The sequence below is a fragment of the Cesiribacter andamanensis AMV16 genome (assembly GCF_000348925.1).
GTDB lineage: Bacteria > Bacteroidota > Bacteroidia > Cytophagales > Cyclobacteriaceae > Cesiribacter > Cesiribacter andamanensis.
The window spans coordinates 18854-36355 of the sequence record NZ_AODQ01000035.1; the positions used below are offsets into that span (position 1 = coordinate 18854).

Sequence of the window (17502 nt, forward strand, 5' to 3'; positions counted from 1 at the left end):
GATCTTATCTACCCAGGTAAACAGTAAGTACAGAAATATCGGCCGGCGATACGCCACTAATGCGGCTAGCCTGTCCAATGGTAGCAGGCCGGGTCTTGTTAAGCTTCTGCTTTGCCTCGGCCGATAAGGCGATGATCTTATTATAATCGAAGTTCTGGGGGATCTGGTGGTTTTCCAGCCCCTCCATCCGCTCGGCCAGTTTCTGTTCCTTATCGATGTAGGTTTCGTATTTGATGTGGATCTCGGCCTGCTCTACCACCTCTTTGGGATAGCGCTGCAGGTACTGCTGCAGATCGGCATCCAGCCTGCCAAGCTCGGCAATCCCGATCTGGGGACGGCGCAGCAGCTGCAGAGCGCTGGTTGCTTCCCGTAGCGTAGCCGTATTCAGCTCTTCCAGCCCCTCATTTGTCAGCTCAGGATTCATTTTACGCTGCTTCAGATCGTTGAGCAGGCGTTTGAGATCGTTCTTTTTATCCAGCACCTTTTCCAGGCGTGCATCACTGGCCAGGCCAAGTTTATGGCCGGTTTCGGTTAGGCGCAAATCGGCATTGTCCTGGCGGAGCAGGATGCGGAATTCGGCGCGGGAGGTAAACATTCGGTAGGGTTCGTCTGTTCCTTTATTCACCAGATCATCAATCAGTACCCCAATGTAGGCATCGGACCGCTTTAGCACAAAGGGGTCTTTGCCATGCACTTTATTGTGCGCATTGATACCGGCCATCAGGCCCTGGCAGGCGGCCTCTTCATAGCCGGTGGTGCCATTGATCTGTCCGGCAAAATAGAGATTTTCGATCAGTCGGGTTTCAAGGGTCAGCTGCAGCTGGGTAGGCGGAAAGTAATCATACTCGATTGCATAGCCAGGCCTGAACATTTTGGCCGCTTCAAAGCCAGGTATCTGGCGCAGGGCTTTGTACTGCACATCTTCCGGCAGGGAGGTAGAGAAGCCATTTACATAGATCTCAACGGTATTCCAGCCCTCAGGCTCTACAAAGATCTGGTGGCGGTCCCGCTCGGCAAAGCGGTTGATCTTATCCTCAATAGACGGGCAATAGCGCGGCCCCAGCCCCTTGATGCGCCCATTGAACATGGGCGAGCGGTCAAAACCGGTCTGCAGCGTTTCATGTACGGCCTCGTTGGTATAGGTGATGTAGCAGCTTAGTTGCTTCTGAATGGGCTGCTCCGTCAGGTAGGAGAAGGTACGCGGGTCTTCGTCTCCCTTCTGCTCTTCCATCAGGCTGTAGTTAAGCGAGCGTCCATCAATGCGGGGAGGAGTACCGGTTTTCATACGGCCAGCTTCAAAACCCAGGGAAACCAGTTGCTCAGTAATGCCGGTAGCGGCTTTTTCGCCACTACGTCCCCCGCCAAACTGTTTTTCGCCAATATGGATCAGGCCATTAAGAAAAGTACCATTGGTGAGAACTACTGCTTTGGCCGGGATTTCGATATCCAGTGCGGTACGAACGCCCACCACTCTTCCCTCTTTTACCACAATTCCCTTTACCATCTCCTGCCATAGGTCCAGGTTAGGGGTTTGCTCCAGGGCTATGCGCCACTCTTCGGCAAAGCGCATGCGGTCGTTTTGGGTACGCGGGCTCCACATGGCCGGACCCTTGGATTGATTCAGCATGCGAAACTGCACGGTGGATTTATCGGAGATTATACCCGACATGCCTCCCAGCGCATCAATTTCCCGCACTATTTGCCCTTTGGCTACTCCTCCCATGGCAGGGTTGCAGGACATCTGGGCTATAGTCTGCATGTTCATGGTAATGAGCAGCACCTTTGATCCCATTTTTGCAGCAGCATGTGCGGCTTCGCAGCCGGCATGCCCCCCTCCTACTACTATCAGATCATATTCCGGAAACATATCGTTTTCTTTCTAAGTGTTCCACGTGGAACCTATGTGGTGTGTGTAAATGTGGCGGATAAACCTCCAATTGAGCTGGCTGTATGTTCCACGTGGAACATACCCGTTCTCTTTTTACAAAAGAAGATTAGCTTTGGTTCAGCGAAGCATACAAAGATAAGCAAGCATCTTCTTTTTGCCGCATAAGGGTTTGCTCGGCTTCAGATTTATCCCCATACCCTAGTAAATGCAAAACGCCGTGAATGATAACACGGCGCAGTTCCTGATCAGTGGATATAGCATAGTCCTGACTATTTTCCTGTATACGATCAATGCTGATAAACAGATCGCCCTCCAGCACCCCCTCTTCTTCGGCATTGTCAAAGGTAACGATGTCGGTAAAATAGTCGTGCTGCAGGTACTCCTTGTTGAGTTGACGTAGGTAAGGATCAGAGCAAAAAATAACGTTTAATTCCCGAACAGATACACCTTCTTCCTGGCAAACTTTTTTTATCCAACTTCTCGTTTTCAGCTTATTCGAAAGGGTGAAGTCAATATCTTCCGAAAAGAAATTGATCTGCGGCATATTAATTTAAATAAAACCACAGCTCTACAATACGTCCATTGTCTTTGAAGTTTACCTCGTCGGCCAGGTGGCGCATCAGGAAGATACCACGGCCGCCAGGCTTCTCAATGTTCTCGGGGGCAGTGGGGTCCGGCAGGTGATCGTAGTCAAAACCCTCCCCTTCATCCTGAATTTCGAACTGGATGTTATCTTCCCCCAGTTGCAGGGTAAGCTTTACATTTTTGTTGGGATCCATTTTGTTGCCATGCCGAATGGCATTGTTTACCGATTCGGTAACGGCAATCATGATGTTGCCATATAAGCCATCGTCCAACTGAAACTCCTCCTTGGCATTGTCAATGAAACTCTCAATCATTCGGATGTTTTCTATGAGAGAAGGAATTTCAATTCTAATCGTATTGATCATACCCGTCCTGAAAAATTATTGCTCTAATCGCTTAAAATAGTTAGTAATCTCTTCTTTATAAAAGGAGTTGAGCTTGGGGGGTACTGACCGCAACAATTCAACTTCTTTTTCTTTCTGCTTTAAATAGTCTTCCAGGGCACGCGGCGCCTGGCGTTCGTATTCTTTGGCGGTTTCGCCCTTCCGTTCTTCGTCCAGCTCCCGCTCCCGTACGGCCTTTTCAGCCTCCAGAAGGCGGGTCATGATCTGCTGCTGGCGTTCCATCAGCTCCCGGGAAAGGCGCTTGTTTACCAGTTCCGTTTCGGTTTGCTCCATCATTTTCTGCAAACCTTCACTGCCCGGCAATTTACCATCTTTTCCGTACTTCTCCTCCATTTCCTTGAGGGCTTCCCGAATACGTTCCTGCTCGGCGGCCATGCGGGCCAGTTCTTCGCTGACCTCACGGCCGCTTTTGCCGCCTTCCCGTAGTTTCTGGATGCGCTCATTGAGCTGCTGCTGCATCTGCCCCATGCTGGGCATCTGCCCCTTTTGGTTTCCCTTTTGGGGATTTCCCATGGCATCGGCCATTTGCTGCTGCATCTGCTGTAAGATATCATCCAGCAAAAGGGCCAAATTGTTCATGGAGGTCATGGCAAATTGTTGCTTGCCGGTAGCCGTGCCTTTTTTGCGCTCCCGTATTGATTCTACGCTTTCTTCAAGAAAACGATTCATTTGGTCTACCTCGCGGGTCACAAAACTTCGGATCTGAAACACCCGCTCGGCCAGAGAGCGCAGGCTGTCTTCCAGAATTACGGCATCGTCTTTGAGCTTAAGCTGCTGCTGGCCAAGGGCTACAAAGCGTGGATCGCTCTGGTTTACCCCCCTGAACTCCTTCATGAGGGCTTCCTGGTCAAAAGAAAGTTTTACCAGGTTATCGACGATGTCGCGCAGGTTGTCCATGTTTTCCTGCATGGATTCCATTTCCATACCCCCCTGCATCTGCTGCAGCTTTTGCTGCATTTTCTTCATTTGCTCAGCGGCTTTCTGCTGGGCCTTGCCGGCTTTTTTGGGTTTGCCGTCCTGCAGCTCCTGCTGGCTTTGCTCCTGCTGTTTTTTGATCTCCTGCTGCTCGGGCTTGGTATCTTCCATAGAGTTGGGACTCTTTAGGTCCTGGTTAAGCTTTTGCAGCTCTTCCATCTGTTTCTCCAGCTCTTTGAATTCTTCGTTGAGCTGCTCCTGCTCCTGCTGCAGCTGTTCGGTATCCGGATTTTTTTCTTCGCTCTTTTGGGCCAGCTCTTCCTGCTCCTTTTGCAGCTTGTCCAGCTTATCAATGGTCTGGTCCAGCTGGTTCTCAAATTTCATGCGCTTAAAGAGCTCCAGGGTACGTTCCAGTTCCTTCTCCAGGTTGTTTTCCTTGCGGTTGAGCTTGTCCAGCACGTTGCGCAGCTCTTCGGGATTACTCTTTTCTTCCAGCAGCTTTTGCAGCTCTTCGTACAGCTTTTTGGTTTCCTCATCCAGCAGCTCGTTCATGAGCTGGCGCAGCTGCTCGGCTTTTTCGGCAATCTTTTCGTTGTCCTGCTGGTTAAAGCGTTTTTTCTGCTCGTCGATCAGCTTCTGCTGCTCCTGCAGCTTCTGCAGGGCTTCTTCCAGCTTCTGGCGCTCCTGCACAATCTCTTCCAGGATTTTCTCATCCTGGTAATCCAGGCGGTTTTTGCCCCGCAGGCGCTCTTCGGCTTTCTTGAGCTGGTCTTTTAGCTGCTTGGCCTGCTTGAGGTTCTCATCGATCTGGGACTGGTTTTGCTGCTCGGCCTTGCTCAGTTGATCTTCTACCTCCCTGGCCTCGGGCAGCTGTAGCATGTAAACGCCTGTGCGGGAAGCCTTGGCGCCGTTTACGCCATCATTGTCCCATACCTGCACAAAGTACTCCAGCTTATCGCCCACGCCTATGCCCAGACTATCGAGCTGCCAGCGATAGTAGTAGGTTTGGCTGGTATTGCCCCGCTGCAGGGGGAGCACTGTACGTTTAAAGGCGCCCTCCTGCCCGTTTTTGCCCGTAAGCCGGTAGTGTACCTGCAGGCGCGTAAGCCCGTAATCGTCCGATACATTGCCGGCCAGAATAAGGTAATTGTACAGCAGTGTATCGCTGAATTTGTTGAGGCTGATCTGGGGGTGCCTGTCCGGAATCACCTCCAGCTCATACTGAATGGCATCGCGGTTCTGGCTCCAGCGGTTCTTGAGTTCTACAGTATAGTGTTGAGAGCTGCTGACTACTTTGGAGAACTGCAGCTGCTGCTCCCGGCCGGGGGTACCCTTTAGGGGGATACTGTCTTTGGAAAAGCGCAGGCGGAGGCTATCGGTAGCGGCGGTAAAGAACTGCCATTGCACATTGGTACCTTCCGGTACCTGAAAACTGCCGGTATTATCCAGCACGGCGGGTTCCCTGCCCAGATAATCGGGATACTGCAGCTTTACGCGGAAGCCTTTGAGATCGGGCCGGTCGGCCAGTACCAGCGTATAGGAGTCGCTTTCAAAACCGGCGGCTTCAAAATAAAAATTCTTCTGCTCCTGCACCTTGGGAAAGGTATAGGTAAAAAGCTCTCCCTCCCGCTGCATTTTCAGGCGGCGGTTGTCTACCACCAGATAAGCCGTTTGGGGAATGGTAGTGCCGCTGAACTGCAGCTGTAGGGTAAAATCTTCGTTGCGGAAGGCCTGCAGGTTCTCTGTCAGGAGCATGAACTGGAAGGGGGCTGCCGGCCTGAATTCCTGCCGGTAGCTTACCAGGCGCCGGGTACTGTCGGTGAGCAGCTCGGGCAGAAAAACAGCAGCCAGGATCAGCACGGCCAGGGGGGGCAGCAGGTAGCGCAGGTACTGGCGGTTGCTGCTGTAGTCTACGGCTGCATCAAAATGCACAGTTGAGATCTCGGAAGCTTTCTGCTGCATGCCCGCAGCGGCCAGAGGGCTGCTTACTGCCAGCTGGCGCAGTTGCAGCACGTTGATGAGTTTGTCTTTTACCTCCGGAAAGTGGGCACCAATGCGGCGGGCGGCTTCCTCATCGGTAAGGGGCCGCGTAATGGAAAAGAGGTAGCCCAGCGGCCGCAGCACCCATAAATAGAGTACTACCAGGGCCAGGCCGGTAAAACCAAAGAACAGCAGCGTGCGGGTGGTGCTGTTAAAATTGGCCAGGTACTCGGCAAACGCAAGCACAAGAAAGATGGCTAAAAGGCACGCCAGCGTCCAGATAAAGCCGCGCAGCAGCAGATTAGTGTAGTACTTGCGCTTGTAGCGCCGTATGTTGCGAATCACCTCCAGATCGTCCCTATGCTTCATGCTTATTTCCGCTTCGCTTCTTTTCTATGTACCGCTCGTTTTCCGTTGTGTGTTACTGGCTGCGCAGGGTGCGTGCCTGTTGAAAGTAAACTTCACCCAAGTCTCTGTATTGCATGGGGTTATTGGGAAAATTTTTGACGTACGACTGCAGCAGCCGATACCCTTCGTCATACCAGAGCACTATAATGGGGGCATCTTTCATGAGCACCTTTTCGGCACGCATAAAAAGTTCGTTGGCCTCCTGTATAGAACGCGCGCGCAGGGCCTGCTCGTACAATCTGTTAAAGGTAACATTATTATAGCGCACGATGTTCGGATAGGCCACCCCCCTATTTTGCCGGTCGAGGCTGCCGCTGTAAAAAACCCACAGAAAGTTTTCAGGGCTGGGATAATCGGCATACCAGGCCGAGCGCATCACATCAAAATTTCCGCTGTAGGCCCGCTCCAGCAGCTGGGCAAAGGGGTAGGTATTGATCTCTACCTGTATGTTGAGGTAATCGTTGAGCTGCTTCTGAATTTCCACGGCCACATTGGTGTTGCGGTCGCCTTCGGCATTCAGCATGAGCTCTATTTTGGGAAAGCCCTTGCCGTTTGGGTACCCCGCCCGAGCCAGGTAGTAACGGGCTGAATCGATATTTAATTGATAACCAATCACTTGCGAGATGTTGTAATCGGCAAATACCGGGGGGGTGATGCCATGGTGGCCCGGAGCATACCCCTCGTTGTTGAGGGCAAAGTTCAGGATCTTCTCCCGGTCAATGGCATAGCTGATGGCCTTGCGCAGATCGCGGTTGCTGAACAGCTTTTTATCGGCCATGTTGAAGGCCAGAAACTGGGTAACCATTTCGGGCTCGCGCTGCAGCTCATACTTGATAAATTCGCCGGTGCCGGTCTGGTTATGTTCCAGAATCTCGATGATATGCTCGGTGGGCAGGCGGTAGATCATATCGAGATTGGTTTTGCGAAACTCCAGCAGCTCGGTATTCTTGCTGTTGATGAACTGGATGCTGAGCGCCTCCAGAAAGGGCAGCTGGTTGCCGAACTGGTCCTTGCGCCAGTAGCGCTCATGTTTTGGCAATATGATGGAGATATTCTCCTCCAGAGTGCCCAGTTTAAAGGGCCCTGTGCCTACGGGATGAATGCGCATATCGGCCCCGTATTTCTCCCATGCTTCAGGGGGGTAAATGTAGCCGGCAGGCCCTGCCAGGCTCATCAGAAAGGTAGCATGGGGGCGGGTAAGGGTAAGGCGCAGCGTACGCTGGTCCAGTACTTCAATGCCCGATACAGCAAAGGTAGGGGTAGCACCGCCGGCCGAGGCGCGGTAGTACTCATCAGCTCCCTTTAGCAAGCCGGAGAAAACGGAGAAATTCTGGTTCTGGGCTGATTGGGTACACACCTGGGTAAAGCAAAAGGCCACATCATCGGCAATAAGCTTGCGGCCCCGCCCGCTGCTAAAGCAGGGGTCGTCATGGAAGTATACATCATCCCGCAGGCGGATGGTATAGACCGTACCGCTTTCATCTACGGTATGGCTTTCGGCCAGGCCGTTGATAACGCTCAGGTTATCTGGCTTGAACTTAAAGAGCCCTTCATAGATCTGGTTGGCTACGCGGTTGGAGAAGGCATCGGTAATGGCCGGCGGATAGAGGGTTTTGATGTACTCGGTTTCGTTCATGCGAAACACCCCTCCGTAATAGCGTCCACCCTCCCCTTCGGTAAGTATTGCGCCGCTGTTTTCTGCTGATTGTTCCTGGCTTGGGCTGCAGGCATACGCCAGCAGTAGTACCAGGGGTATAAAGGCCCACCTGTTGCTCATAGCCAAAAGATAGGAAAAGTGCCAGTAAGATAAAAGAAAAGCCCGCTACAGGCTCTATTTTAGGCCCTAAAGCAGCTCAACCACCACCGGGCAGTGGTCTGAATGCAGGGCGTCGGGCAAAATGGTGGCGCTTTTGAGGCGGTCCTGCAGCGGCAGGCTGGCCAGGTTGTAATCGATGCGCCAGCCTTTGTTCTTGCTGCGGGCGCCGGCCCGGTAGCTCCACCAGCTGTAGTGATGGGGGTCCTGGTTGAAGTAGCGAAAGGTATCGATAAAGCCCGAGCAGACAAAAGACTCAAACCACTCCCGCTCTTCGGGCAAAAAGCCGGAGCTGTTCTTGTTGCGGATGGGGTCGTGGATATCAATGGCTTTGTGGCAGATGTTGTAATCGCCGCTGATGATCAGGTTGGGCAGCTCCTGGCGCAGGCCGGCAATGTAGTGCCCAAAATCCTCGAGCCACTGCATTTTAAACGCCTGACGCTCCTCGCCGCTGGAACCGGAGGGCATGTACACACTCATCACTGACAGGCCCGGATAATCGGCCCGCAGCACCCGGCCCTCCTGATCGTATTTGTCGATGCCACAGCCCCAGGCCACATGCAGGGGTTTGGGGCGGCTAAAAATGGCTACGCCGCTATAGCCTGGTTTTTGGGCCGGAAACCAGTAGAGGTGATAGCCCAGCGCTTCAAAGGGGGTAACATCCAGCTGATCGGGGCGGGTTTTGATCTCCTGCAGGCACACGATATCGGCCTGCTGTTGTTCCAGCCAGTGGGCAAAGCCCTTCTGCTGGGCGGCGCGCAGCCCATTCACATTGTAGCTAATAATCTTCAAGGCAATAAACAAAAAAAAGAATCCGCTACAAAAATACGCGCTTATGAGCAGGAACAAAATCCGGCCGCCGGCGCTGGCCCCCTGTGGGGCTTATTTTGTCCTTCAGATGCTTTTGAGCTTTTGGTTCACAAAGCTCCAGGCTTTGCTGTAGGACCAGCCCAGGTAGCGGATATAATTGCCGGTGCTTACCTGGTATTTGCGGTTGATGTAGATCTGGTTGAGCACCAGGCTGATAAAGTAGGTGGTAAGGGTGGCCAGGGCCGCCCCCATTACGCCAAATTTGGTGATCAGGAAATAATTGAGCACAATGTTGAGAACAGCGTTTCGGATTACGAACAGCATGTTTTTACGGGCATCCCCTACGGAATCCATCATAATGCCTACCTGTTTGTTAAAGGGCAGCAGCAGACCGTACAGGGCGGTGATCTGCAAAATGGGCACCGCATCGGCATAGCGCTCTTCGGCAATGAGCAGTACAATCTCTTCGGCAAAAATAAGGGTGAGCAGTACGGTAGGCAGCAGCAGGGCAAAGAGCAGCGCCACCGACTTTTCATAGAGAGGGGTAGCAGCCTTAATGCCTTTTTCCTTTATCTCCTTAACCATTTGCGGAAACACAATGGAAGAAACCGTATTGGTGGGCACCTCAAAAATATTGGAAACCCGTATGGCCAGGCTGTAGACGGCCACTGCTGCCGGATTGATCAGGTAAGCCAGCATCCAGCTATCCACATTCTTTACAATAATGGCGCTTACATGGGTGCCAAAGGTGTACTTGCCAAAATGGAACAGCTCGCCCAGGGCGGCCCTATCCGTCTTCCAGCGGAAGGTAAGGTACTTGCGGCCATAGATAAACATCACAAGGGTGCCTATCAGGATGCTGATGGCCTGCACCAGCACCAGCATTTCCATGGTAATGGAGGGAACGCTCAGCACATAGGCGGTGATGAGTACAAAAAGGGAGCCCTTTAGCGCAAACTGGCCCAGTGATGATCCCTTAAAATCCATATTGGCCTGCTGCATCAGATCCAGGTGAAAGAGCGGCAGCATCAGCAGGTTCAGAAAGCCATACCACCACAGCAGGGGCTCAAGCAGGGGGGCATTCAGCAACCCGCTCAGGTAGCTGCTGCTGGCAAAGATGATGGCCGAGGTAATAAGGGTAAGGATGAGGTTGAGCAGCAGGGCGGCTGATTCCGTTCGGATATAGCTTGCCCGGTCGGTCGACTGGCCAATGTAGCGGATCAGGCCATTGCCTACAAAGCCTGCCCGCATCAGTTCCAGAAAGGTGGTGAGGGTAATGTAGAGCGACCAGGTACCGTACTCTTCCTTAGAGGTATAGCGCACCAGCACATAAAAGGTAAACAGGCCAAAAGCAACCAGCGAAACCCGCTCAAACAGCTTAAAAGCGCCGGAACGGAACCAATAGGAACTAAAAATTTTTTGAAAGAGCTTCTTCATTTACTCAGCCAGGGTCGCCACTGTTAAAAGTACACCGTCACATTGGAGGGTACATCCAATTATTCCGATTTTAAAAGGATAAAGGTCCTTCAGCCCTTCGGTATTGCTCCTTATAAGGTCTGCTGGTCAGGTTGCGGTGCAACGAAATGATCAGAAGTGTGGTTTCCCTTCAGGGAAAACCCTGGAAACTAACGTTCTGTTTACAAAAGATGCCGCTGGAGCCCAAATTTATTAAGGCTGCCTGTACTGGAAGAATGCCAGGCCGCCGGCAGGCTGAAAATGGCTAACGTTCAGCATCCTTCTGCCGATACACTTGCCTGGCTATAAACGGCAGTTGCCCCAGATCATCTCTGCGCGTGCATATAAAAATCCTGATTTGCCTTTAAGATTGGTACAATACCGGCAAGACTATACGTATGCCTCTTTAGGGTGTTGCAGCCAGGGCTAAATTGATCCTATCCTACAGAAATACCTTTTAATAATTCTATTTCAACACGACTTGAGGATTCCTGCCTGCGCTTATCCGCCTGACCAGGCCGCAGAACCTCTATTTTTCTCAGGCAGGCAGCTGACTGTATAAAAGCAGGTAGAACAGATGCAGATAGGCATACAAAAAAGCCAAAATCTGGCAAACAGGAGATAAAAGAAAGTTCATATTGAACGGTCTGCATACTTTTTTAGGCCTTCAGGTAACTGCCTGAGGGGTAGCGGGCTAGCTGCAGGGCGTGCCGGATGGTAAAAAATGGGCACGAAAAAGTGAAATTTTGAAAATTTTACCCCAAACCTTACCTCTATGTTTTGGACAATCCCTAAATTAAGCGCTGCTAAACGCTTCCAGAGGGCAATAAAGCAAAAAGCTTTCTGTTTTTCTTACAGGCTGTAAGATTCGGGAAGATACGAAGGGCCTGATGGATCATATATGCCTAATTTTTGGTTCCGTTAGCTGTGGAAGCAAAAATTGACATCTAAAAAATATTCTATTGTATGAGCAAGAGAGCTGTAGCTGCCCTACTATTGGTTGCTGTATTGGTATGTGCGTGGTGGACAGGCAGAGATCTGTTGGAACAAAGCCTGAAGAAAAACAAAGCCCAAAAATTTGCGAAGTATACCCAGCAGGATACAGACCAGGAAGACCAGCCGGCAGTACTGCCCGAACCTACCATCCTCTATGGCATGGTGGTAGATTCATTTCAGGTGGTGGAGCACACCATCAGACCCCGGCAAAACCTGGCCGATATTCTAATTCCCTTTAACATTGAGGCGCGTATTGCCTCTGAGCTGGCCAGCAAATGCAAATCAATTTTTGATGTGCGCCGTCTGGCCGCCAATAAAAAAGTAACCATTCTGGCCAGCAAGGATAGCAGCCAAACGGCTCAGTTCATGATCTATGAGCCTAACCCTACCGAATTTGTGGTTTTTTCGCTGGCCGATACCCTAGGCGCCACCCTGGTACAACGCGAAACCAGAACGGTAGAAAAAAGCATTTACGGCACCATCACCAGCTCCCTCTCGGAAAGCATGACCCAGGCCGGTGGCAATGCCGCCCTTACCAGCAAACTGGTGGATGTGTTTGCCTGGCAGATCGACTTCTTCCGCATTCAGAAGGGCGACTCCTTCCGCCTGATCTATGAAGAAGAATGGGTGGAAGATAAACCCATTGGCGTAGGCAAAGTGCTGGCCGTAGAATTTGCCCATGCCGGCCAGACCTACAGCGCTTACTACTATGATCAGGGTCAGGGCAGCAATTACTTTGATGAGAATGGCAACAGCATGCGCCAGGCCTTCCTGAAAGCCCCCCTTAATTTTACCCGCATCAGCTCCCGCTTTACCATGAAGCGCTTTCATCCGGTACAAAAGCGCTGGAAAGCCCACCTGGGCACCGACTATGCCGCCCCTACCGGCACCGAGATCTATACCGTAGGCGATGGCGTGGTAGTAGAAGCCGGCTACAATGGCGGCAACGGCAATTATGTAAAAGTAAAGCACAACGATACTTATACCACCCAGTACCTGCACATGAGCAAGATTGCCAGAGGAATGAAAAAAGGAACCCGGGTACGGCAGGGACAGGTGATCGGTTATGTAGGCAGCACCGGCCTGGCCACCGGTCCGCACCTGTGCTTCCGCTTCTGGAAAAACGGCAAGCAGATCGACCCCTTCTCCATCAAGATGCCGCCCGCCGAGCCCATTGGCAAGCAGCACCTGCAGGCCTTCCAGGAAGTAAAACAACAATACGCCCAGCGTCTGGCTGCCATTGAGCTGCCGGAAGAGGAACATCAAAAAGAGGGATTGCAGGCCAGCCTATAAGCCCTGCATACTCTACCAGCAAAAAGCACAGGCCTGTCCGGGCCTGTGCTTTTTTATTGGATACCCATTACAGGTATTTTTCTCATAATCAGGGGGTACTTGAGTCGAACCCCTCCTTACCTTCACAGCTGTATGTTTGTGAGAAGGTGCCCCTGCGGCTGAGGGAAGGCTGCCTGCTAAGGGCCGGCTGCCAGCATAAGGGGTCTTGTACCTCTCATTTGCCCCGGGGAGGGAATACATAGGCAGCCTGCCATTTCCTACTAGATCTGGGGGCAGAAAAAAACCACCGCTGCAGGGCGGTGGTCAGTGCTCTATCAGGCCAGGGCCTTTTTGAAATAACGTTTAAGCCAGCTCTGGCCGGCGGCTTGCTGCCAGTGCTGCTCCAGCGCCCCCTTAGTAGCGGCCAGGGTATTCAGCAGCAGGCTTTCGGGGGTAAGGGCCCCATCGGCTATGCGCTGTTTGAGCGCCGCTACCGGAATGGCCTGCACCCTCCCCTCCTGCAGAACATATACCTGGCTCCGATCAGTCAGGGACAGGGAAAACTGCTGCTCAAGCGAGCGAATGTAGCCCATGGAGCTGTCTATAGAGCAGCCGCTGGCGGCCTGTACGGCTTCATTAACCGCCAGCACCAGAAACTGCCCCTGCAATATGTGGTAAGAAGCCTGCATGGGGCTGCCATGCGTGGCCCAGTCGTCCAGAAAGGCGGGGGCTGTTGCCTCAATGTGTTGCAGCTCTGCCTGGTTAAAAGGCCTGGGGGCGGCATAGATCCAGACTCTGCTGGCGGCGGGCAATTGGGGATAGGGGATATACATACACTTCTAATAGAGGATCATTTTCTAGCAGAAAAAGAATTAGGGCAGGAGAGTTCCTTTACGGCGGCGGCTAAAGGCAAAATAAGCGCAAACAGCGGTAAGCAGCAGGCTGATTGCCAGCAGGCTACCCCAGCCGAGTACGGACTGCTCCTGGTACGCCACCACATTTTCGGCATCGTAGTAGATGCCTTCCGGGGCATACGGCAGGGTATAGCGGTCAAATACAATGCCGGCCAGGCCCCTGGAGAGGGCCAGGAACAGAAGCATAAGCATAAGCCAGACAGCCTTCATACCTGCAGCAGTGTTTAATGCCCCAATGCGGACAGCAGCGCCCTATCAAATATCGGCATCTTACAGGCTTCTGTCAATAAGCTCGGCCAGGTCTACCACATCCACCTCATTTTCTTTGTTCTTGGCTTTGACCCCGTCGGAGAGCATCACCATGCAGAAGGGACAGGCCACGGCAATGGTTTGGGCGCCGGTAGCCAGGGCTTCTTCGGCCCGGTCTATGTTCACATCTTTTTTGCCCGGCTCTGGCTCTTTCCACATCTGGGCACCCCCGGCGCCACAGCAAAAGCCTTTGGCCTTTACGCGCTTCATTTCCACCAGCTCGGCATCCAGGGCTTCCAGTACTTCGCGGGGCGCCTCGTAAATGCCATTGGCGCGGCCCAGGTAGCAGCTGTCATGGTAGGTGATGCGTTTGCCTTTAAACTCGCCACCCCCCTTCAGGGTCACCCGTCCCTCATTAATGAGCTGCTGCAGAAACTGCGAATGGTGCATTACCTCATAGGTACCCCCCAGGGCAGGATATTCATTTTTGATGGTATTAAAGCAGTGGGGACAGGCCGTTACAATCTTTTTGATCTCATAGCCATTGAGCACCTGTATGTTGCTCATGGCCTGCATCTGAAACAGAAATTCGTTGCCGGCGCGCCGGGCCGGATCGCCCGTGCAGCTTTCTTCCTGGCCCAGTACGGCAAAGTTGATGCCCAGCTTGTTGAGGATCTTCACAAAGGCGCGGGTCACATTTTTGTAGCGGTCGTCGAAGCTACCGGCACAGCCTACCCAGAAGAGAACATCGGGCGTTTGGCCGGCGGCGGCCAGCTCTGCTACGGTTGGTACTTTATATTCCATGTGTATAGGATGGGTTCGTTATAGGTCAATTGGTTCAGAAGTGCGCTACCCCTCCGGCAGCGGCAGTAAAAGCAGCCGGGCATAGCCCTGGGCCGGAGCAGCAAGCCAGCTCCAGCCCGGGGGGCTATTCAGATTTGTTTTTTAGAGAATCGGCCCAGGTAAAGCGGTCGCTTGGCGGAAATTTCCAGGGAGCAAAGGAGGTCTCAATGTTCTGGAACATGATCTGCCATTCCTGCGGGCTGCTGCTTTCTTCCATGGACATATAGCGGCGAATCTGCAGGATCACATCCAGGGGGTTGATCAGCACCGGGCAGGCTTCTACACAGGCCTGGCAGGTGGTGCAGGCGTTGATCTCTTCTTCGGTAATATAGTCCCGGAAGAGCGCTTTGCCGTCTTCGGCGCCGGGCCCGCCCACATCCAGGCTGCGGCCGATCTCTTCGGCCCGGTAGCGTACATCCATCACAATCTTGCGCGGCGATAGCTTTTTGCCGGTCTGGTTGGCCGGGCAGGAGTCGGTACAGCGGCCACACTGGGTGCAGGTATAGGCATCCAAGATGTTCTTCCAGCTCAGGTCGGTTACATCCTTGGCACCAAAGCGGGCAATATCGGCAGGTGCTTCGGGTGCATCATGATCCGGGGCGGGCGTATCCAGGGGGATGCCCAGCATGTTCTTCACCTCGGTGGTTACTACCGGCATGTTGCGCATTTCGCCCTTGGGCTTAACATCGCCATAATAGGTGTTGGGAAAGGCCAGGAAAATGTGCAGGTGCTTGGAATAGGTAACATATACGGCAAAGGCCAGAATGCCAATGATGTGAAACCACCAGGCAAAACGCTCGATGATAATCAGCGTATTGGTGCTCATGTTCTCAAAAAGGGGCACCAGCAGGCCGCTGAAGTAGAAAGGGCCGGCCGCTGTGTAATAAGGGGAGCGGGCCTGCAGAATGCTGTCGGTAGCATTCATCACAATAATGGCAATCATCAGCACAATCTCCACCATCAGAATGATGTTGGCATCCAGCTTGGGCCAGCGGGTCATTTCCTCCCCCTCAAAGCGGTTTACCTTCAGCACATTGCGCCGGATCAGGAACACCACACAGGAGATAAGTACCAGAATGGCCAGCAGCTCAAAAAAGTTAAGCGCCGCCGTATACAAGCCATCGCCCCCAATGATGCTGGCAAAGAAACGGTGAGAGCCAAACAGGCCATCTATGATGAACTCCAGCACCTCAATGTTGATGATGATGAAGCCGATGTAAATAAAGAGGTGCAAAATGGCAGGAATGGGCCGCTTGAACATTTTTTGCTGGCCAAAGGCTACCAGCAGCAGGTTGCGCCAGCGCTGGTCTTTATGATCGGTGCGGTCTTGTGGCAGGCCCAGCTGAATATTGCGGCTGATAAAGCGTATGCGCTTGGCAATGATCCAGATAGTAAGCCCGATGATGATGATAAAAACAAGACGGGGTAAAAATTCCATTAGCAAGGGGGGTTAGTTGGCTGCAAGTAGTGCGATAATTTTTAAATATCCTGTAAAATCTTTTTTCTGGAAAATGTTTGCCAGAAAAGTTTTGTATGCTACTTTTGTACTCCCAATTCGCTGGTGATGTAGCTCAGTTGGTAGAGCAAAGGACTGAAAATCCTTGAGTCGGTGGTTCGATTCCACTCATCACCACCCAGCGAGACCCTTCCCCCACCGGGAAGGGTTTTTTTATGTCCGCCGCTATCAATCGTTTGCATCTTCTTGGTTGTGGATTTTCTGCAGTGCCTAAATTACAAAAGAATCCCAAAAATTAGTATGCATGCCGACTAATTTGGAGCAGTTCTAAACGATTTTGTGCCGCTGGTGTAAAATTCGTTTTCCCTAGCCCGATCATCCGCCATCTTTACTGCCGCTTCTCCAGCAGGGCACCTGCCAGAAGAGCATTGGTATCTCCCCATTTTTTAAAACCAAGCCGATGAAGACCCCCTTACTAACTATCCTGTTTATTTTTATTGCACTGGCAAGCCATGCACAGCTAAGCGCCGAGCAGGAAGTGCGCAGCCTGGAACACAAGTGGCTGCAGGCCTATGAGCAAAACGATACCCTGGCCATGCACCAGCTGGTGGCCGAGACTTTTGCCATCCGTTACCCCAATGGCCATAGCGAAACCAAAAAAGAGCTTATGGCACTGGTGCGCCGGCATGCGGGCAAGCCCTCCAGCCATCGCTTTTATACCGAGGGGACTACTGCTACGGTATATCCGGCTACCATCATCCTGCGCGGAATTGTGGTTTCAGAAGTTGAACAGGGGGGCAAACGGCAGCAGCACCGCCAGTACTATACCGATACCTGGGTAAAAACCGATACGGGCTGGCAGGTAGTGGCTTCGCACCTCAGCGATGTGCCCTCCCCTGCCCCCGGACCGCAGCAGCCTAAGGGATGAGGAGCTCCATAGGGCCAGTTTTCCCCTTATAGGCCGGACATACAGGCTGAATTAACCGGCAAGCTGCACCCCCATTCCAAAAAAAAGCAAAAAAATTTTCGTAAAGTTGTCCGCTTCAGGGAAGCCCTTTTGTCTATACCTTGTACAGCTGATCAATAACCAATACCATCACTACACAAGGTACCATGAAGCACTACATGCTTTTTCTGCGGGAAGATCTGCAGGCTGTTAAGCAAATGAGCCCCGAGGCGCTGCAGGCCGATATTAAAGAATACATGCACTGGGTAGAAGAGCTGGCCAAAACCGGCCATTTTCTTAGCGGCGAACCCCTTGAACCGGAAGGCACCTACCTGAGCGCCGATGGGCAGCTGCAGACAGATGGGCCCTTTATCGAAGCCAAGGAGGCGCTGAGCGGGTATTTTATGATACAGGCTACCAGCCGGGAGCAGGCCATAGAGATTGCCGAACCTGCCCCATTCTAAAAAATGGAGGCGCTATTGAAGTGCGCCCCATCCTACACGTACACAGCGTAAACGGCTCTTTTCCAGCACCTTGTGTCAGCCAAAGCCCTACTAGCCCGCTGTAT

Annotated in this window: 15 protein-coding genes and 1 tRNA gene; 4 read left to right on the forward strand and 12 right to left on the reverse strand. The window is 52.4% G+C overall.

Features of this window, described 5'->3' with window-relative positions; genetic code table 11:
* Positions 1 to 4: 4 nt before the first annotated feature.
* The 8 genes from mnmG to ADICEAN_RS22600 all read right to left on the reverse strand — a co-directional run bounded on the left by mnmG (position 5) and on the right by ADICEAN_RS22600 (position 10911).
* Positions 5 to 1867 (reverse strand): tRNA uridine-5-carboxymethylaminomethyl(34) synthesis enzyme MnmG, encoded by a 1863-nt coding sequence (gene mnmG / locus ADICEAN_RS08460; RefSeq protein WP_009195158.1) that lies wholly within the window; start codon positions 1865 to 1867, stop codon positions 5 to 7.
* Between the two features lie 127 nt (positions 1868 to 1994).
* Positions 1995 to 2432, reverse strand: a complete 438-nt coding sequence (gene ybeY, locus ADICEAN_RS08465; protein WP_009195159.1) for an rRNA maturation RNase YbeY — start codon at positions 2430 to 2432, stop codon at positions 1995 to 1997.
* Between the two features lies 1 nt (position 2433).
* Positions 2434 to 2838 (reverse strand): ATP-binding protein, encoded by a 405-nt coding sequence (locus ADICEAN_RS08470; protein ID WP_009195160.1) that lies wholly within the window; start codon positions 2836 to 2838, stop codon positions 2434 to 2436.
* A 15-nt stretch (positions 2839 to 2853) separates the two neighbouring features.
* Positions 2854 to 6141 carry a DUF4175 family protein gene (locus ADICEAN_RS08475; protein ID WP_009195161.1) on the reverse strand — a complete coding sequence of 1096 codons (3288 nt, stop codon included), beginning with the start codon at positions 6139 to 6141 and terminating at the stop codon, positions 2854 to 2856.
* Positions 6142 to 6193: 52 nt separating this feature from the next.
* Positions 6194 to 7957, reverse strand: a complete 1764-nt coding sequence (locus ADICEAN_RS08480; RefSeq protein WP_009195162.1) for an ABC transporter substrate-binding protein — start codon at positions 7955 to 7957, stop codon at positions 6194 to 6196.
* Between the two features lie 66 nt (positions 7958 to 8023).
* On the reverse strand, positions 8024 to 8785 hold the full coding sequence (locus tag ADICEAN_RS08485) for an exodeoxyribonuclease III (RefSeq protein ID WP_009195163.1): 762 nt from the start codon (positions 8783 to 8785) through the stop codon (positions 8024 to 8026).
* A gap of 102 nt (positions 8786 to 8887) precedes the next feature.
* Entirely contained in the window at positions 8888 to 10240 is a 1353-nt protein-coding gene (locus ADICEAN_RS08490) for an oligosaccharide flippase family protein (RefSeq protein ID WP_009195164.1), read from the reverse strand.
* Between the two features lie 455 nt (positions 10241 to 10695).
* Positions 10696 to 10911 (reverse strand): hypothetical protein, encoded by a 216-nt coding sequence (locus ADICEAN_RS22600; protein WP_161622676.1) that lies wholly within the window; start codon positions 10909 to 10911, stop codon positions 10696 to 10698.
* A gap of 388 nt (positions 10912 to 11299) precedes the next feature.
* Here ADICEAN_RS22600 and ADICEAN_RS08495 point away from each other — a divergent pair, with 388 nt between their 5' ends.
* Entirely contained in the window at positions 11300 to 12547 is a 1248-nt protein-coding gene (locus ADICEAN_RS08495; RefSeq protein WP_236612887.1) for a peptidoglycan DD-metalloendopeptidase family protein, read from the forward strand.
* A gap of 314 nt (positions 12548 to 12861) precedes the next feature.
* Here ADICEAN_RS08495 and ADICEAN_RS08500 read toward each other — a convergent pair whose 3' ends face one another.
* The 4 genes from ADICEAN_RS08500 to ADICEAN_RS08515 form a co-directional block, all read right to left on the reverse strand.
* Positions 12862 to 13359, reverse strand: a complete 498-nt coding sequence (locus tag ADICEAN_RS08500) for a hypothetical protein (RefSeq protein ID WP_009195166.1) — start codon at positions 13357 to 13359, stop codon at positions 12862 to 12864.
* 39 nt (positions 13360 to 13398) lie between these two features.
* Positions 13399 to 13650 (reverse strand): hypothetical protein, encoded by a 252-nt coding sequence (locus ADICEAN_RS08505; RefSeq protein ID WP_040396567.1) that lies wholly within the window; start codon positions 13648 to 13650, stop codon positions 13399 to 13401.
* A 60-nt stretch (positions 13651 to 13710) separates the two neighbouring features.
* Positions 13711 to 14493 carry a (Fe-S)-binding protein gene (locus tag ADICEAN_RS08510; protein WP_009195168.1) on the reverse strand — a complete coding sequence of 261 codons (783 nt, stop codon included), beginning with the start codon at positions 14491 to 14493 and terminating at the stop codon, positions 13711 to 13713.
* A gap of 124 nt (positions 14494 to 14617) precedes the next feature.
* A complete protein-coding gene (locus ADICEAN_RS08515) occupies positions 14618 to 15970 on the reverse strand; it encodes a (Fe-S)-binding protein (protein WP_009195169.1) in 1353 nt (450 codons plus the stop codon).
* 122 nt (positions 15971 to 16092) lie between these two features.
* Here ADICEAN_RS08515 and ADICEAN_RS08520 point away from each other — a divergent pair.
* The 3 genes from ADICEAN_RS08520 (at position 16093) to ADICEAN_RS08530 (ending at position 17398) form a co-directional block, all read left to right on the forward strand.
* Positions 16093 to 16165: transfer RNA gene (locus ADICEAN_RS08520), tRNA-Phe, on the forward strand.
* 283 nt (positions 16166 to 16448) lie between these two features.
* Positions 16449 to 16916, forward strand: a complete 468-nt coding sequence (locus tag ADICEAN_RS08525) for a nuclear transport factor 2 family protein (protein ID WP_009195170.1) — start codon at positions 16449 to 16451, stop codon at positions 16914 to 16916.
* Between the two features lie 185 nt (positions 16917 to 17101).
* Positions 17102 to 17398, forward strand: a complete 297-nt coding sequence (locus ADICEAN_RS08530; RefSeq protein ID WP_009195171.1) for a YciI family protein — start codon at positions 17102 to 17104, stop codon at positions 17396 to 17398.
* Positions 17399 to 17502: the final 104 nt, after the last annotated feature.

Coding starts and splice junctions, on each gene's coding strand:
- mnmG (WP_009195158.1), bottom strand. CDS start 1,867: ATGTTTCCGGAATATGATCTGATAGTAGTAGGAGGGGGGCATGCCGGC.
- ybeY (WP_009195159.1), bottom strand. CDS start 2,432: ATGCCGCAGATCAATTTCTTTTCGGAAGATATTGACTTCACCCTTTCG.
- ADICEAN_RS08470 (WP_009195160.1), bottom strand. CDS start 2,838: ATGATCAATACGATTAGAATTGAAATTCCTTCTCTCATAGAAAACATC.
- ADICEAN_RS08475 (WP_009195161.1), bottom strand. CDS start 6,141: ATGAAGCATAGGGACGATCTGGAGGTGATTCGCAACATACGGCGCTAC.
- ADICEAN_RS08480 (WP_009195162.1), bottom strand. CDS start 7,957: ATGAGCAACAGGTGGGCCTTTATACCCCTGGTACTACTGCTGGCGTAT.
- ADICEAN_RS08490 (WP_009195164.1), bottom strand. CDS start 10,240: ATGAAGAAGCTCTTTCAAAAAATTTTTAGTTCCTATTGGTTCCGTTCC.
- ADICEAN_RS22600 (WP_161622676.1), bottom strand. CDS start 10,911: ATGCAGACCGTTCAATATGAACTTTCTTTTATCTCCTGTTTGCCAGAT.
- ADICEAN_RS08500 (WP_009195166.1), bottom strand. CDS start 13,359: ATGTATATCCCCTATCCCCAATTGCCCGCCGCCAGCAGAGTCTGGATC.
- ADICEAN_RS08505 (WP_040396567.1), bottom strand. CDS start 13,650: ATGAAGGCTGTCTGGCTTATGCTTATGCTTCTGTTCCTGGCCCTCTCC.
- ADICEAN_RS08510 (WP_009195168.1), bottom strand. CDS start 14,493: ATGGAATATAAAGTACCAACCGTAGCAGAGCTGGCCGCCGCCGGCCAA.
- ADICEAN_RS08515 (WP_009195169.1), bottom strand. CDS start 15,970: ATGGAATTTTTACCCCGTCTTGTTTTTATCATCATCATCGGGCTTACT.
- ADICEAN_RS08525 (WP_009195170.1), top strand. CDS start 16,449: ATGAAGACCCCCTTACTAACTATCCTGTTTATTTTTATTGCACTGGCA.
- ADICEAN_RS08530 (WP_009195171.1), top strand. CDS start 17,102: ATGAAGCACTACATGCTTTTTCTGCGGGAAGATCTGCAGGCTGTTAAG.